Annotated in this window: 17 protein-coding genes and 1 tRNA gene; 16 read left to right on the top strand and 2 right to left on the bottom strand. The window is 37.6% G+C overall.

Annotated elements, in window-relative coordinates; translation table 11 throughout:
• The first annotated feature begins 134 nt into the window (after positions 1–134).
• The 6 genes from trxB (at position 135) to LG296_RS15445 (ending at position 5,191) form a co-directional block, all read left to right on the top strand.
• Complete coding sequence (trxB, locus tag LG296_RS15470) at positions 135–1,082, top strand: thioredoxin-disulfide reductase (RefSeq protein ID WP_107933663.1); 948 nt, start codon at positions 135–137, stop codon at positions 1,080–1,082.
• A 353-nt stretch (positions 1,083–1,435) separates the two neighbouring features.
• Entirely contained in the window at positions 1,436–1,903 is a 468-nt protein-coding gene (locus tag LG296_RS15465) for an 8-oxo-dGTP diphosphatase (RefSeq protein WP_107933661.1), read from the top strand.
• 18 nt (positions 1,904–1,921) lie between these two features.
• On the top strand, positions 1,922–2,806 hold the full coding sequence (gene rapZ / locus LG296_RS15460) for an RNase adapter RapZ (protein WP_107933659.1): 885 nt from the start codon (positions 1,922–1,924) through the stop codon (positions 2,804–2,806).
• Positions 2,807–2,810: 4 nt separating this feature from the next.
• Positions 2,811–3,773 (top strand): YvcK family protein, encoded by a 963-nt coding sequence (gene yvcK, locus LG296_RS15455; protein WP_107933657.1) that lies wholly within the window; start codon positions 2,811–2,813, stop codon positions 3,771–3,773.
• 72 nt (positions 3,774–3,845) lie between these two features.
• Positions 3,846–4,790 (top strand): DNA-binding protein WhiA, encoded by a 945-nt coding sequence (gene whiA / locus LG296_RS15450; protein WP_107933655.1) that lies wholly within the window; start codon positions 3,846–3,848, stop codon positions 4,788–4,790.
• A gap of 143 nt (positions 4,791–4,933) precedes the next feature.
• Positions 4,934–5,191, top strand: coding sequence for an HPr family phosphocarrier protein (locus LG296_RS15445; protein WP_107933653.1), 258 nt, complete (start codon positions 4,934–4,936; stop codon positions 5,189–5,191).
• A gap of 472 nt (positions 5,192–5,663) precedes the next feature.
• On the opposite strand, the gene clpP is transcribed toward LG296_RS15445, so the two are convergent.
• Positions 5,664–6,254 (bottom strand): ATP-dependent Clp endopeptidase proteolytic subunit ClpP, encoded by a 591-nt coding sequence (gene clpP, locus LG296_RS15440; RefSeq protein ID WP_404427191.1) that lies wholly within the window; start codon positions 6,252–6,254, stop codon positions 5,664–5,666.
• 420 nt (positions 6,255–6,674) lie between these two features.
• Between clpP and LG296_RS15435 the strand changes: the two genes are divergently transcribed.
• The 4 genes from LG296_RS15435 (at position 6,675) to LG296_RS15420 (ending at position 9,496) form a co-directional block, all read left to right on the top strand.
• A tRNA-Arg gene (locus LG296_RS15435) sits at positions 6,675–6,749 on the top strand.
• 507 nt (positions 6,750–7,256) lie between these two features.
• Positions 7,257–8,051 (top strand): basic amino acid ABC transporter substrate-binding protein, encoded by a 795-nt coding sequence (locus LG296_RS15430; protein ID WP_404427993.1) that lies wholly within the window; start codon positions 7,257–7,259, stop codon positions 8,049–8,051.
• An 18-nt stretch (positions 8,052–8,069) separates the two neighbouring features.
• Positions 8,070–8,777: an amino acid ABC transporter permease gene (locus LG296_RS15425; RefSeq protein WP_107933649.1), complete on the top strand. Its 708-nt coding sequence runs from the start codon at positions 8,070–8,072 to the stop codon at positions 8,775–8,777.
• A complete protein-coding gene (locus LG296_RS15420; protein WP_404427190.1) occupies positions 8,774–9,496 on the top strand; it encodes an amino acid ABC transporter ATP-binding protein in 723 nt (240 codons plus the stop codon). Before LG296_RS15425 ends, LG296_RS15420 begins: the two co-directional genes overlap by 4 nt.
• 62 nt (positions 9,497–9,558) lie before the next feature.
• Here the strand turns inward: LG296_RS15420 and LG296_RS15415 are convergent, their stop codons facing one another.
• Positions 9,559–10,179: a spore coat protein gene (locus LG296_RS15415; protein ID WP_181418046.1), complete on the bottom strand. Its 621-nt coding sequence runs from the start codon at positions 10,177–10,179 to the stop codon at positions 9,559–9,561.
• Positions 10,180–10,306: 127 nt separating this feature from the next.
• On the opposite strand from LG296_RS15415, the gene LG296_RS15410 reads away from it, so the two are divergent.
• From LG296_RS15410 to gpmI, 6 genes are all read left to right on the top strand, one after another.
• A complete protein-coding gene (locus LG296_RS15410) occupies positions 10,307–10,540 on the top strand; it encodes a glutaredoxin family protein (RefSeq protein ID WP_107933645.1) in 234 nt (77 codons plus the stop codon).
• A gap of 151 nt (positions 10,541–10,691) precedes the next feature.
• Positions 10,692–11,723: a sugar-binding transcriptional regulator gene (locus tag LG296_RS15405; protein WP_235867640.1), complete on the top strand. Its 1,032-nt coding sequence runs from the start codon at positions 10,692–10,694 to the stop codon at positions 11,721–11,723.
• Positions 11,724–11,842: 119 nt separating this feature from the next.
• Positions 11,843–12,847 (top strand): type I glyceraldehyde-3-phosphate dehydrogenase, encoded by a 1,005-nt coding sequence (gap, locus tag LG296_RS15400; RefSeq protein ID WP_107933644.1) that lies wholly within the window; start codon positions 11,843–11,845, stop codon positions 12,845–12,847.
• 295 nt (positions 12,848–13,142) lie between these two features.
• Positions 13,143–14,327, top strand: coding sequence for a phosphoglycerate kinase (locus LG296_RS15395; RefSeq protein WP_404427189.1), 1,185 nt, complete (start codon positions 13,143–13,145; stop codon positions 14,325–14,327).
• Between the two features lie 14 nt (positions 14,328–14,341).
• A complete protein-coding gene (tpiA, locus tag LG296_RS15390; RefSeq protein WP_404427188.1) occupies positions 14,342–15,097 on the top strand; it encodes a triose-phosphate isomerase in 756 nt (251 codons plus the stop codon).
• Between the two features lie 69 nt (positions 15,098–15,166).
• The gene (gpmI, locus tag LG296_RS15385; RefSeq protein WP_404427187.1) at positions 15,167–16,699 is read left to right on the top strand and encodes a 2,3-bisphosphoglycerate-independent phosphoglycerate mutase; all 1,533 of its coding nucleotides are present in this window, start codon (positions 15,167–15,169) and stop codon (positions 16,697–16,699) included.
• Positions 16,700–16,702: the final 3 nt, after the last annotated feature.

Below are 16,702 nucleotides of genomic sequence, written 5' to 3'. Positions count from 1 at the left end.
TAAGCAATAAAGTTGAAGTTACGAACAGATTGTCCTAGGATTAAAAAGATAAAATATACTTAAGCGCGTTTTAGTATATTCAAGATAAATAGAAGCGAATATACAAACGCTTTTTCTATGGGGAGGCTTTTTAAATGGCTGAAGAAAAAATTTATGACGTAATAATAATCGGTGCAGGTCCTGCTGGAATGACGGCAGCTGTGTATGCTTCACGTGCGAATCTAGCTACTTTAATGATCGAGCGAGGAATTCCTGGTGGGCAAATGGCCAACACAGAAGAAGTTGAGAACTATCCTGGATTTGAAACAATTTTAGGCCCTGAGCTTTCAACTAAAATGTTCGAGCACGCCAAAAAATTCGGTGCAGAGTATGCTTATGGTGATGTAGCCGAAATTATTGACGGTGAAGAATATAAAGTGATCAAAGCTGGTTCGAAGGAATATAAAACACGTTCAATTATCCTAACAACAGGTGCAGAGTATAAAAAAATGGGTATTCCAGGCGAAAAAGAGCTTGGTGGACGCGGCGTAAGCTATTGTGCAGTTTGTGATGGCGCATTCTTCAAGCAAAAACACCTTGTTGTTGTAGGTGGAGGAGACTCGGCAGTTGAAGAAGGCGTATATTTAACTCGCTTTGCTGACAAAGTAACGATTGTACACCGTCGCGATAAGCTTCGTGCACAAAAAATTCTACAAGACCGTGCATTTGCAAATGAGAAAATCGATTTCATTTGGAATCACACAGTGAAAGAAATTAACGAAAAAGATGGCAAGGTTGGAAGTGTAACACTTGTTTCAACTGTTGATGATAGTGAGCAGGAATTCAAAACAGACGGAGTATTTGTCTATATCGGAATGGTACCATTAACAGCACCATTTAAAAACCTAGGTATTTTAAATGATAATGGCTATATCGTAACGAACGATAAAATGGAAACGTCAGTAAAAGGCATCTTTGCTGCTGGTGATGTTCGCGATAAAATGCTTCGCCAAATTGTTACAGCAACAGGCGACGGTAGTATCGCAGCTCAAACTGCACAGCACTATGTAGAGGAACTTATTGAGAAAATTAACCAGAAGTAATATGGTTTTAACTCTTTTGTAACCTCCTTGCAATAAAAATTAGCTATAATAGGGACATAAGCTTTAACCCCCCTTTTTTTAGTTTTTAGTTGCTTCCATCAATTTGGGAAGCAACTTTTTTTGTGGAAAAATTTCGCGGACGATGATTGATTTATCGGAAAATAACTTCTAAACTTTCCGACTTTATGTCGTAGCTTGGAAGTTAGCCTGTGTGTTCTTAAGGTAAACCAACTATCTTGAAACTTATGCTAAGTTCAATATCAAGATTAATCTAGGCTTTCCTATTACGCGAATGACTATTTGATAAGGTATAATACATATATAGGAGTAACAAAAGATTTGAGGTGGTTGTTATGCAACGAATAGCAAACTTATTAGCAATTCAAGATGGGAAGGTTCTACTTCTCCAAAAACCAAGAAGAGGTTGGTATGTTGCTCCAGGAGGTAAGATGGAAAGCGGCGAATCTATCTTTGAAGCGGCACAAAGAGAATTTAAAGAAGAGACAAACTTAACGCCAGAGAGTCCACATTTAAAAGGCGTCTATACAATGATTATCAAGGACGGCGAAGAAGTCGTTGATGAATGGATGCTCTATACATTTGTTACATATGGCGTTGAGGGAGAACCTTTTAAAGAAACGCGAGAAGGCGTCCTAGAATGGCACCCAATCGAAGCTCTTCACAAGCTGCCAATGGCTGAAGGCGATCGTAGAAACTTGTTATTTTCTGCCTTAGACAAAGGCATTCAATATGGTACATTTACTTATACAACAGAATTTGATTTAATAGATCAAAGGTTTCAAACGTCAAGCGAGACTTAAAAAAGGGGAGATGGTCACATGGGTAATGTTCAAGATTTTACACATGAGATAGTCATTATTACAGGAATGTCTGGAGCTGGAAAAACAGTAGCTGTTCAAAGCTTTGAGGATTTAGGATATTACTGCATTGATAATTTGCCACCTGCATTATTAACAACATTTTTAGCGTTGATGAAGGAATCAGAACGTAATATTACTCAAATTGCAGCTGTAATGGATATGCGTGGAGGAGAATTTTTTGACTCCCTTATTGATGCCCTAGACATATTGGAAAAAGAAGCATATGTTAATACACGTGTGCTATTTTTAGATGCAGAAAATGAGGCACTAGTTCAACGCTATAAAGAAACGCGTAGATCCCATCCACTTGCACCACAGGGAGCTCCACTTGAAGGCATCAAAAAAGAAAGAGAAATGCTGAGTGAGCTAAAGGGTAGAGCCAAATTTGTTTACAACACATCTCAATTGAAACCAAGACAGCTAAGAGAACGTATTGGTAAAGAGTTTTCGATTTCTAGTAGCCCGAAATTCTCTATCAATGTGATGTCTTTTGGTTACAAAAATGGTGTGCCAATTGATGCAGACCTTGTTTTTGATGTTCGGTTTATAACAAATCCGTACTACGTGGAAGAGCTGCGTCCAAAAACGGGCCTACAAGAAGAGGTATCCTCTTATGTATTAGCACAGGAAGAAGCCCAAGAGTTAATCGTAAAGCTAACTGACTTGTTTAAATTTATGATTCCACAATATATTAATGAGGGAAAATCCCAGCTGGTAATTGCTTTTGGTTGTACAGGTGGGCAGCATCGTTCCGTAACGTTAGCTGAATACTATGGAAAGCTATTTAGTGATAGCTATCAAACGGCAATTACTCACCGAGATATCAATCGCAGAAAGGATTGACAGCATGAAGAAACAAAAAACGAATATTGTAGTTATAGGAGGGGGGACTGGTCTTTCTACGATGTTGCGCGGATTGAAAAACTATCCATTCGACATTACTGCAATTGTTACAGTTGCAGATGATGGAGGATCCTCAGGTCGCCTTCGTGATGACTACGATATTCCGCCACCTGGTGATATTCGGAATGTAATTGCCGCATTATCTGATACAGAGCCATTAGTTGAGCAAATGTTTCAGTATCGATTTTCCGAGTCAGATGACTTAGGTGGCCATTCTTTAGGAAATTTAATGCTAACTGCTTTAACTGATATTACAGGTGATTTTAGCCATGCAATCGCAGAAATGAGTAAAGTATTAAAGGTCCATGGAAAAGTAATCCCAGCAGCAAATAAGAAAATCGCTTTGCACGCGGAATTATTAGATGGCTCTATTATTGAAGGGGAGTCGAAAATTCCTAATTCTAAAAAGCCGATCAAACGTGTCTTTTTAGTTCCAGGTGATGTGAAACCGCTTCCGGAAGCAATTCGTGCAATTGAAAAGGCTGATTTAATTCTAGTGGGGCCAGGAAGCTTATATACTAGTATTATTCCTAATTTAATAGTAAAACAAATTGGTAGAGCACTAGTTAGAGCAAAAGCGAAAAGAATTTACATTTGCAATCTCATGACACAGCAAGGTGAGACCTTGAACTATAGAGCTACAGATCATGTTCAGGCAATTTATGATCATGTAGGAAAACCATGCCTTGATGCTATCTTGGTCAATGATATAGAATTGCCATCACCTATTAAAGAAAACTATAAAGAAGAGAATGCTGAGCCAGTGCTGTTTGATATCGAAAAGCTAGAAAATATGGGTCTTGAAGTCATAAAAAAAGAAATCGCTACGATACAATCTGGCGTCGTTCGCCATGAGTCAAATAAAATTGCTAAGTGGCTTAGTGAATATACACTGACGAGAATGTAAAAAACATACAAGGTTCTACGGTTTGAATGTGTGGTATGATAGTTTTCATACATAGTGAAAGGGGGGAAAAAGATGTCATTTGCTTCCGAAACGAAAAAGGAATTAACGCAACTAGAAACAGACGATAATTGTTTAAGAGCAGAGGTATCTGCACTTATTCGTATGAATGGAACATTATCCTTTACAAATAGACAGCTCAGTCTAGATGTACAGACTGAAAATGCTGCAATTGCAAGAAGGCTTTATACAATTGTAAAAAAACTATATCCATATAATGTGGAATTACTAGTTCGAAAAAAAATGCGCTTAAAGAAAAATAATGTTTACATTTGCCGTGTTCGTGACGGTGCTCGTGAAATATTAGCAGATTTAGATATTTTATCTGAGGATTTTCAGCTAAATCATTCTCTCTCTACTTCATTGCTTTCAAATAGAGATCAGAAGAGAGCTTATTTACGTGGTGCGTTTTTAGCAGGTGGCTCTGTAAACAACCCTGAAACTTCAGCGTATCATCTAGAGATTTATTCACTATATAAAGAGCATGGTGAAGCATTAGCGGATTTGATGAACAAATTCAACTTAAATGCCAAAACCATTGAACGTAAAAAAGGGTTTGTAACTTATTTAAAAGAAGCGGAAAAAATTTCGGATTTTATGGGGATAGTTGGGGCTGTACAAGCTATGCTAAAATTCGAGGACGTTCGAATTTTGCGTGACATGCGAAACAGTGTAAACCGTATCGTAAACTGTGAAACCGCCAATTTAAACAAAACAATCGGTGCAGCTATTCGTCAGGTCGAGAATATTCGCTTTATAGAAAACTCGATTGGTCTTGACCAGCTACCGGAAAAGCTAAGAGAAATTGCTCGGCTTCGAGTTGAATATCAGGATGTTACACTAAAAGAGCTTGGTGAAATGGTATCTACAGGTGCAGTAAGTAAGTCAGGAGTCAACCATCGATTACGTAAAATCGATGAAATTGCAGACAGTCTAAGACGTGGAGAAACCATTAAATAACACTCGGAAATTAGTGAATATTCATGAAAAATCCAAATTTTACTGAAGTTTTCAAAAATTGTAGGATTCTATCATTGTTCTTTTCATACAATTTAGATAAGATAAATGTATATAGATGAACGGTTTGAAAGGGAGTATCAAAAATGGTTGAAACCAATGTGGAAGTGAAATTAAAATCTGGTTTGCAGGCGAGACAAGCAGCATTGTTTGTTCAAGAGGCCAATCGCTTCAAATCAGAAGTGTACTTACAAAAGGATGAGAAAAAAGTAAACGCAAAGTCTATTATGGGTATTATGAGTTTAGCCATAGCAAGAGGAACAACGATTACTCTAATCGCTGATGGTAAAGACGAACAAGAAGCTGTAGAAGGACTAGTTTCACTTATTCAAAGAGAAGAATAAGCTATCATCATTTGTAAACGCTCGCAAACTTTTGGGATCTCACAACAATGAGATTCCTTTTTTTCTAAACTCTGTTTTGATACATGGTGATTTTAAGCGCTGATGAGAGGGGATTCTAGGTGAAAGTAGGAGAACCTTTTAGATGTGGTATAAGAGGAAAAGTTCCTGTTAATTATTCTGATAGCCTTTTAGGTGGGGATATAAGAGGAAAATTTTCCGCTAATTAGTATGAAAGCCTTTTAAAAGCAGATATAAGAGGGAAAAGTTCGATTATCTGCTAAAAATTAGAGGAAATCCAATGATTTAACCACTATAAGCGGAAAAACTCCCGCTATTTAAAAGAAAATACGAGTAATTACCAATTTAAGAGGAATTTTTCCCTTTATTTCTCATACAAAGAAACATTCAGTTTTAGCAAACAGAGCAAAAAAAATAGTGAGGAGGAAATGAATCCTCTTCACCATTAATGTTTTTATTTATCTTCAACACGATTAATAATTTGGTCGATTAAACCGTATTCTTTTGCATTTTCAGCAGTCATGAAATTATCACGATCAGTATCTTTAGAAATGCGTTCTATTGGTTGACCAGTACGATCAGATAAGATTTGGTTTAATTTATCACGTAAGAATAAAATGCGTTTTGCAGCAATTTCAATTTCAGTAGCTTGACCTTGAGCTCCACCAAGTGGTTGGTGAATCATTACTTCTGCATTTGGTAAAGCAAAACGTTTACCTGGTTCACCAGCAGCAAGTAAGAAAGCACCCATTGATGCAGCCATACCGATACAAATTGTTGAAACTTGTGGTTTAATAAATTGCATTGTATCGTAAATTGCCATACCAGCTGTAATTGATCCACCTGGTGAGTTGATGTATAAAGAAATATCTTTATCTGGATCTTCTGCTGCTAGGAATAATAATTGGGCAACAATAGAGTTTGCCACATTATCATCGATAGCACTACCTAGTAAAATGATGCGGTCTTTTAGAAGACGAGAATAAATGTCATATGCACGTTCTCCGCGGCTTGTTTGTTCAATAACTGTAGGAATTAAATTCATTGTAAATCCTCCTTAAAAAGATTTATTCGTTAACTTGGTGCTAAAAGAATTCCTTTTAGCTGTACACATATCATACACAGAATAGTCAAGGAAGGTCAAATATAAAACACTGTCCTTTACTAAAATATTGCAGTATGTATCCGCTATTATTCTATGACTTAATTATTAAATAAGAAGTAAAGCATAGAAGTTAATATTTCTACCCTATTTATCGAAAAAATCTGATGAAAAACTGCACAAAACAGACACAATATAATCAAATATATCTTCAATTTAATAGTTGAATTACGTTGTATACATTTGTATAATAGAAAAGTCGTATTTTACAATCGGCGTTATGTCCTAAAGCATTATCAGTTATGTAAATGAAGAACAATTTCTATTTTCAAAAGCGTTACGAGTAAGTTTCTATTATAAGATGTCCTCGTGGTGTAATGGATAACACAGAAGATTCCGGTTCTTCCGCTGGGGGTTCGATTCCCTCCGAGGGCGCCATTTTACTGCTTCAACTATGATTTTAATAAGGTAGACCTTCCATGGATCTATTAGCTTAGCAGCCTGATAGAATCCAGAGGGAATGAAAAATACGGGATAAAATGCAATTACTGTACCAATTCATTTTATCCCAAATTCATTCTCTTTAAACTAATATTACCAATCTTTTCATATAAAATTTTTATGAGTTATGATCAAGTGTTTTAGTTTAAGGTTTGAAAACATAAAGAAAAAGAACAACCCGAAAAAGTTTAACTAAACTTTTCGGGTTGTTTTTTTTTGTGGAGAAGGAAAACCTAGCTTCGAAATTGGCTTCAGTTATATTCACTAATCCCCATATCCTCCATACCTCACATATCTATGTAACATTCCGTAATTTTATTAGAAAATTTTATGTTGTTTAAATATTGTGAAGTTTATATAATTGTAAATATATTTTCTGATTTTATGAATAATCTGAATTATGGAATTAGAAAGATAAATAGAGTTCGGGGGGAATTATCAGTGTTGAATAAGAAAAAATTATTTTCATTAATTACACCCATTGCTGCGGCTTCCATTATTTTAGCTGCATGTGGAGCATCAGAAACAGGGACAAATGGTTCAGCAAGTGAGGATGGAGAAGGAACTACTACACTAAAAGTTGGAACAGATGCTGCCTATGCACCATTTGAATCCTTTGATGACAAAGGAAATATCGTTGGTATTGATGTGGATGTTGTGAATGCCATCGGTGAAGAAGTGGGCGTTGAATTTGAAATTAACAATGTAGGTTGGGATCCTTTATTCCAACAATTGATCAACAGCGAAGTGGATTTAGGTATTTCTGCCATTACTATTACTGAAGAACGTCAGGAAACTTATGATTTCACAGAGCCTTATTACGAGGCTACACAATTAATCGTAACAAAGGAAGAATCTGATATTGAATCTCTACAAGATATAGCTGATAAAAAGATCGGTGTTCAAATGAATACTACGGGACATTTTGCAGCCCAAGACCTACAAGGGAAAACTAGTGCAAATATTAAACCTTACGAAACTACACCAGTTGCTATTCAAGAGCTTATCAACGGTACTGTTGATGCTGTAATTGGCGATAACGCAGTAATTATTGAATATATAAAAAATAATCCAGAATCGAAACTAAAATCTATTGAAGATGATAGCTTTGAAAAAGAATACTATGGATTAATGGTTAAAAAAGGGAATAAAGAAGTGCTGGATATTTTAAATGAAGGAATCCAAAAGCTGAAGGAAAGCGGAAAGCTAGCTGAAATTACAGGGCAAGAAATCGAATAATTAGATGGAGGGTTTCAGATGGACTTCTTAGATATGCGTTGGGATTTGATCTGGGACTACCGTGAGTTTTTTATCAATGGTATTTGGGTGACGATCGTATTAACAATTTGCGGTTATATTGGTGGAATCATTTTTGGGGTATTTCTCGGTTTAGGAAAGACATCAAAGAGAAAATGGCTCTATTGGCCATGTAAGCTCTATGTCGATCTCTTCCGTGGTACCCCAATGCTTGTGCAGATTTTAATCATCCATTTGGCATTAATACCCACGGTTTTCGGTCAATCATTTGGCTTTATGGTTTCGGGGATTACGGCCCTTATTTTAAATAGTGCGGCCTATAATGCGGAAATTATCCGTGCAGGGATTGAATCGATTGATAAGGGACAAATGGAGGCTGCACGTTCCCTTGGTCTAACACATGGGCAAGCGATGCGAAGAGTCATTTTGCCACAAGCAATTCGTCGAATGATTCCACCGTTAGGAAACGAATTTATCGCGTTATTGAAGGATTCTTCTTTAGTAACAGTTATTGCAGCAAATGATATTTTATATGCAGCAAAAATAGTCTCAGGTGCACATTTCCGTTTCTGGGAGCCATACTTAGTAGCTGCAGTTCTATACTTACTATTAACCTTTATCATTACGAAACTAGTAGCATTCATTGAAAGACGATTTAGCATCGATTACAATCCGCGAAAAAAGCGAGAAGGGCGGGTTGATGTATGATTAAAGTAGAGAACCTACATAAATCCTTTGGGAAATTAGATGTTTTAAAAGGGATTAACTATGAAGTTCGTGAAAAAGAAGTAGTTTGCGTGATTGGTCCTTCGGGTTCTGGTAAGAGTACGTTTTTACGATGTATTAATTTACTAGAGGAAATTACAGATGGAGCGATCTATATCGAAGGTGTTCAAGTCAATGATTCTAAAACAGACATCAACTTAATACGCACTGAGGTTGGAATGGTGTTCCAGCAGTTTAATTTGTTTCCGCATATGACGGTTATTGAAAATATTATAATGGCTCCGATGTTTATTCGAAAGCTTTCAAAAAGTGAAGCAGAGAACTTAGCTTTAGAATTGTTGGATAAGGTAGGACTTCGTGAAAAGGCGTATAACTATCCACAGCAACTTTCAGGGGGACAGCAGCAGCGTGTAGCTATTGCTCGTGCCCTAGCGATGAAGCCGAAAGTGATGCTATTTGACGAACCAACATCTGCACTAGATCCTGAAATGGTTAAAGAAGTGTTGGATGTTATGAAGCAATTAGCGCATGAGGGAATGACGATGGTAGTTGTAACTCATGAAATGGGATTTGCTCGCGAGGTAGCAGATCGAGTAGTGTTTATGGATGGTGGCTATATTGTAGAGCAAGGCCAACCAGAAAAACTTTTCGATGCTCCGCAAAACGAGCGAACGAAAGCATTTTTAGGGAAAATATTGTAAAATCGAAAAGGATCCATTTGATGCAAGATTACATCAAATGGATCCTTTTGTTTTTATCTAACTTAGTTAGGCATATCCTTAGCTTTTTCAGCTTGTCCATACATATTTAACATTGTTTGCATGTCTGCTGGTGAAAGCTGTGGTACTTGGTAGTAGCCTTTTTTGTTTTGGTAAAGAGATAACTCGTATGCCATTTCAATACAATTTTGAATGGAGTCCTGTAAAACTCGACGAACAACTGGGTTTGTCGATTCAAGTGCTGCAGTTGTTTTACCTGTAGCTCCCATTTTGTGAGCGTTCATCAAGAAACCTGAAATAATACCGTCATTAATTTCGTTAGCTGACGTCATTGGTTTTTTAGGCTGGCTCGGTGTTAAACCATAGTTTGTATCATTACCCATTTGCATTTTGTAAGAGCGAGTAGGGTGACTTGGATCTTGTCCAGTTTTGAAGCATTCAGCCGTAATATTATACTCGTCTAGCATGAATGCATATTGTCTGTCCAAAATATTTAGAAGCTCTTGGTCCTGTACATGAGGACGGAAGAAGATAAATGTATTCATTCCACCGATTGCAGCACTTAGTACCTCATGAACGTCCATTACTTCATGTGCACCATGATTCATTGAAAGAGGCATATTTCCTTGAGTTGCTTGAGGTTCATTCATGAATTGATTGTCCATTGTAGTATTCCTCCCAGATTTTAGTGTACAAAAACGTACGAAATTAGTTTGTGTAGTTGTAAGTTGATTATTCGGTAGAATTTTGCGATTCTAAGGAGGAAGAATTTAGTCGGAGGAATTATTTATTATGAGGGTAAATTATTATTCAAGACCAGGCTGTTCATTATGTGAAGAGGGATTACTGACTTTAAAGCTTCTTCAAAGCGATTTTCCCTTTGAAATTGACGTCATAAATATAGAAGAAAATGAAGCTTTACATGAGAAATACATGTTAATGATTCCTGTTGTTGAAAAAAATGGGGCAATAATTCAGTATGGGAACCTTGACTACGTCACTCTTTATGAAGCATTCCAACCTTAGAATTGGGATGCTTTAAAAAAATAATCAAAATATTTGTAGAATATCGCGTAAAATTGTATACTCTAAGAGTAGAATATTTTTTTAAGTTAAGTGGGACAATAAATATATAATGGGACAAAAATGAACCCACTGAAAGTTGTAGGTGTGTTTCTTGAATAATGAAAGTCAAAAGGAAGCTGTTCACTTGCTTGTGCCTGAGCTATCGTCAATCATCCAGCAGCGTTATCGAATTCTACAAACAATTGCTGTAGCTGGTCCGATTGGTCGAAGGATGATTTTAGATACATTGAATATTTCAGAACGTACAGTCCGCAATGAAATAACGATTTTAAATGATCAACAACTAATTGAAACGTCACAAAAAGGTATGATTTGTACCAATAAAGGGTATGAAATACTTGAAGAACTAAAAGAAACCTTCCAGGAAGCTTCAGGACTTAGTTTAAAGGAAAAGAAGCTAGCCCAAATTTTAGATATTAAGAAGGTAATAATAGTTCCTGGTGATGTAAATATTGAAAGTAGTACTACACAGCTATTAGGTAAAGAAGCCAGCGAATACTTAACCGCTGTTGCTAAAAAAGACAACACAGTCGCAATTACAGGTGGCAGCACTGTCGCTGCATTAACAAGCTTTTTGTCTCCTACAAAATCGCTTAGTGCACTCACATTTATTGCAGCACGTGGAAGTCTGGGGAATGAAATGAACCTACAAGCAAACACGCTTGTATCACAATTTGCGTCAAAATGTGGTGCTGAGTTTCGTACCTTATACTTGCCAGAAAACCTAAGTGAAAATGCCTTCGCTACAATGGTTAAAGAGCCGATGGTAAAGGAAGTACTCGACTTCTATGACGATATTGATATTGTCATTCATGGCATAGGGTCAGCTAACGAAATGGCACATAGGAGAAACTCCAATGAAGCCATCATCAATATGTTAAATGAAAAAAATGCAGTAGGAGAAGCATTTGGTTATTATTTTGACGAAACAGGCGAAATAATATACCGAATCAATACCATTGGGATTCAGCTCGAGCAGGTCAAGCAAAGCCCGCACATAGTAGCTGTTGCTGGTGGATCACTTAAGGCAAAAGCAATTCAAGCCTATTTCAAGATTGATGGTACAAAGCAAACAGTCCTTATTACTGATGAAGGGGCAGCTAATGCCATTTTAGAAAAATAGATTAATGCTTAGAAAAAGTGAATTTATTTTATGGATAATTAATTTTCTTGTAGGCAAAACTGTAAGCGGCTTGAATGAAATTTTAAATAGAAAAATTTATTTATTTGGAGGAAATTGACATGGCAATTAAAATTGCAATTAACGGATTTGGACGTATTGGACGATTAGTTTTTCGTGAGGCAATTAAAAATAGTGAGTTTGAAGTAGTAGCAGTTAATGACTTATCAGATGCTCATCAGCTTGCGCATCTTTTAAAATATGATTCTGTTCATGGGGTTTACGATGCAGATGTACAATCAGAGGACGATGCATTTATCGTTGATGGTGTTAGAGTTCAAGTATTCTCGGAAAAAGACCCAGCAAAATTACCATGGGGCGAGCTTGATATTGATGTAGCGATTGAATCGACAGGTCGTTTCCGTTCAATGGAAGAGGTATCAAAGCATGTTGAGGCTGGTGCGAAAAAAGCGATTCTTTCAGCTCCTGCACAAGGTGAAATGCCGACTTATGTAATGGGTGTTAACCATACACAATACCAGGCATCAGAAAATGTGATTTCAAATGCGTCTTGTACAACAAACTGTTTATCACCAGTTGCTAAGGTTTTAGATGAGAAATTCGGTATTAAACGTGGGTTGATGACAACAATTCATTCATATACAAATGACCAACGTATTCTAGACTTCCCACATAGCGATCCAAGACGTGCCCGTGCTGGTGCTGTATCGATGATTCCTACAACTACAGGTGCTGCAGTTGCGGTTTCAAAAGTACTTCCTCAGTTAAAAGGGAAATTAGATGGCTTCTCTATGCGTGTTCCAACACCGAACGTATCATGTGTTGACCTTGTTGTAGAGCTAAACGCTTCTTCTGTTACTGTAGAAGATATCAATAGTGTATTAAAAGAAGCAGCAGCAGGAGAGCTTAAAGGCATTCTTGACTACAATGAATTACCTTTAGTTTCTATCGACTATAACGGAAACCCTCATTCATCAACTGTAGATGGTTTATCGACAATGGTATTAGATAATAATATGGTGAAGGTACTTGCTTGGTATGATAACGAAGTTGGCTATTCAAACCGTTTAATGGACTTAGCTTCTTACATTACAAATAAGCAATAATTAGACTGTAAATGAATGTGTCATACTGTTTCTCATTAAGTAACACAATGTGGTTATTTGTTATGACATATTTAGCTTTATGTAAGTAAAAAGTATAGCCTTTATAATGGGTAACCTTTATAATAATGGAGGGTAAAGGAAGCGATGGATAAAACTACCCATCGCTTTTTTTACGATATGGTAGATATAAGATAGTAGTAAGAAGAGGAGACGCTTTTTTTCTTACTGCAAGCTAAAAATAGTATATAGTTAACAAAAAGTGAATTAGTCACTATTTGAAGGAGGGTTTTCTTCAATGTTTTTAAAGAAGACGATGAATGATGTTGAAGTAAAAGGAAAGCGAGTATTTGTACGAGTGGATTTCAATGTACCGATGGAAAACGGTGAAATCACAGATGACACACGAATTCGTGCAGCGGTACCAACGATTAAACAACTGGTAGAGTCAGGAGCTAAGGTAATCTTAGCCTCACATTTAGGTCGTCCAAAAGGCGAAGTAAATGAAGAGATGCGCTTAACTCAAGTGGGTCAACATCTATCAAAGCTAATTGGTAAAGAAGTGAACAAATTAGACGAATCCATTGGTACAAATGTAGAAAATGCAGTTGCAGCTATGCAGGAAGGCGACATTGTCTTATTAGAAAATGTTCGATTCCATAAAGGTGAAGAGAAAAACGACGAAGAGTTATCGAAATCTTTCGCGAAATTAGCAGATCTTTATGTGAATGATGCATTTGGGGCAGCACATCGCGCACATGCTTCAACTGAAGGAATCGCAAAACATATCCCAGCAGTTTCGGGCTTATTAATAGAAAAGGAATTAGATGTATTAGGAAAAGCATTATCTAATCCTGAAAGACCATTTACAGCAATTATTGGTGGTGCAAAGGTTAAGGACAAAATCGGTGTAATCGAAAACCTTTTAGACAAAGTAGATCACTTAATCATCGGTGGCGGCCTTTCATTTACATTCATCAAAGCTCAAGGACATGCAATTGGTAAGTCATTGCTTGAAGAAGATAAGATTGAGCTTGCACAAAGCTTTATCGAAAAGGCAAAGGAAAAAGGCGTACAGCTGCATATGCCAATTGATGCTGTAGTTGCAAACGAATTTTCAAAGGATGCTGAAACAAAGGTTGTTGCTATCGAAGAAATCCCTGAAGACTGGATGGGTCTAGATATTGGTCCAAAAACAGCCGAGCATTATGCTTCAATCATTAAAAATTCGAAACTAATCATCTGGAATGGTCCAATGGGTGTATTTGAAATGGACAAATTCGCTAACGGTACAAAAACAGTAGCACAAGCTATGGCAGAAACGGATGGCTACACAATCATCGGCGGCGGAGATTCAGCAGCAGCTGTAGAGAAATTCGAGGTTGCAGACCGTATGGATCACATCTCAACAGGTGGAGGAGCTTCACTTGAACTAATGGAAGGTAAAGCACTTCCAGGAATTGTAGCACTTAACGATAAATAAGGAGGCGTTTTTTCATGCGTAAACCTATCATCGCTGGAAACTGGAAAATGTTTAAAACATTTGACGAGGCAGTAGAATTTGCAGAAATCGTACGCGAAAAAGTCCCATCAGAAGAAAAAGTGGATGCAGTAATCTGTGCCCCTGCACTATACCTACCAACTTTAGTAGATATTGCGTTGGAGACGGATTTAGCCATTGGAGCCCAAAATATGCACTATGAAAATGAAGGTGCCTTTACTGGAGAAATCAGCCCTTCACAGCTTGCTTCTATCAACGTGGACTATGTTATTTTAGGCCATTCTGAGCGTCGTGAATATTTCAATGAAACAGACGAAGCAGTAAATAAAAAGGTGAGAGCGGCACTGATCAACGGAATTGTTCCGATTATCTGCTGTGGCGAAACACTCGAAGAACGCGAAGCTGGTAAAACAGAGGAGAAGGTTGCGTCTCAAGTAACGGCTGCACTTGAAGGTTTTACAGCAGAAGAAGTGAATCATATGGTCATTGCCTATGAGCCAATTTGGGCAATCGGCACTGGAAAAACTGCAACTGCAGATGATGCGAATGCCGTGTGCGGTAAAATTCGTGAGGTTGTTGAAGGACTTTACGGAAGCGAAACAGCTGAAAGTATTCGTATTCAATATGGCGGCAGTGTGAAGCCAGAGAACATTGAAGAATTACTTTCAAAAGACCATATTGATGGTGCCCTAGTAGGTGGAGCAAGTCTAGATATCGATTCTTATTTAGCATTGTTAGAAAAGGCACAGTAATAAGTGGGCTTGTGAAGATTTGAGCTTCACGAGTCAAACTGTATTATAACTATTGGAGGCGAGGAACGGATGCCTAAACAACCGGTTGCATTAATAATTTTAGATGGCTTCGCCTTTCGTGATGAAACATTCGGAAACGCGGTAGCACAAAGTAAAAAGCCGAATTTCGATCGTTACTGGGCACAGTTTCCCCATTCTACCTTAACTGCTAGTGGAGAAGCTGTAGGTCTTCCAGATGGTCAAATGGGGAACTCTGAGGTTGGACACTTAAACATTGGTGCAGGACGAATTGTATATCAAAGCTTAACACGTATTCATAAATCGATTCGCGATGGCGAATTTTATAAAAATGAAAAGTTTTTAGCTGCTATAGAGCATGCCAAAGCCAATAACTCGAAGCTTCATTTAATGGGCTTATTATCAGACGGTGGCGTTCATAGTCATTATGAGCACCTATTTGCCTTATTGAAATTAGCAGAGGCCAATGGATTAGAAGAAGTGTATGTACATGGCTTTTTAGATGGAAGAGATGTAGGTCCGACAACAGCTCTTAAATATGTTGAGGAAACTCAAAAACAAATGAAGGAAATTGGTGTCGGGAAGTTTGCCTCCATCCATGGTCGCTATTATGCAATGGACCGCGACAAGCGCTGGGAACGTGTTCAGTTAACGTATAACGCCCTAGTTGACGGTATCGGGCACACAGCAGCATCTGCCAAAATCGGGGTTGAGTCTTCTTATGAAAGAGATGTAAAGGATGAATTTGTCATTCCTTTTGTCATTACTGAGGAAGGGAAGCCCGTTGCAACAGTTGATACAAATGATGCGGTAGTTTTCTTTAATTTCCGACCAGACCGTGCCATCCAGCTTTCAACAGTCTTTACAAATGATCGATTTATCGGCTTTAAGCTTTCTGAAAAGCATCCGACAAATTTAAAATTTGTATCGTTCACACATTATAGTGCAGATGTAAATGCAGAAGTGGCGTTTGAAAATGTTGATTTAGTAAATACTGTCGGTGAAATGATTTCAAGAGAGGGTCTAACGCAGCTTCGCATTGCCGAAACTGAAAAATATCCCCATGTAACCTTCTTTATGAGTGGTGGACGAGAAGAAACGTTCCCAGGTGAAGAACGGATTTTGATTGCGTCACCTAAGGTTGCTACATATGATTTAAAACCTGAGATGAGTGCTTATGAGCTAACAGATGCATTAGTTGCTGAAATCGAGGCCGATAAATTCGATGCCATTATTTTAAACTTTGCTAATCCAGATATGGTTGGTCATAGTGGTATGCTCGAACCAACCATTAAAGCGATTGAAGCGGTAGATGAATGCTTAGGAAGAGTCGTTGATGCACTTCTTGCTAAGGGTGGAGCAGCGATTATTACAGCTGACCACGGAAATTCTGATGAGGTCGTGACTGTAGAGGGAGAGCCGATGACTGCCCATACAACGAATCCAGTGCCTGTTATCGTGACTAAGACTGGTATTACGATAAGAGATGGTGGGATTTTAGCAGATCTAGCTCCAACTATGTTAAAATTACTAAATGTAAAACAATCACAGGAAATGACAGGTCAACCACTTTTTGACAAGTAGGGG

The organism is Ureibacillus chungkukjangi, assembly GCF_044795995.1.
Taxonomy (GTDB): Bacteria; Bacillota; Bacilli; order Bacillales_A; family Planococcaceae; genus Ureibacillus; species Ureibacillus chungkukjangi.
The sequence above is the reverse complement of the archived record's forward strand: the minus strand, read 5'-3'. Positions and strand labels throughout refer to the sequence as shown.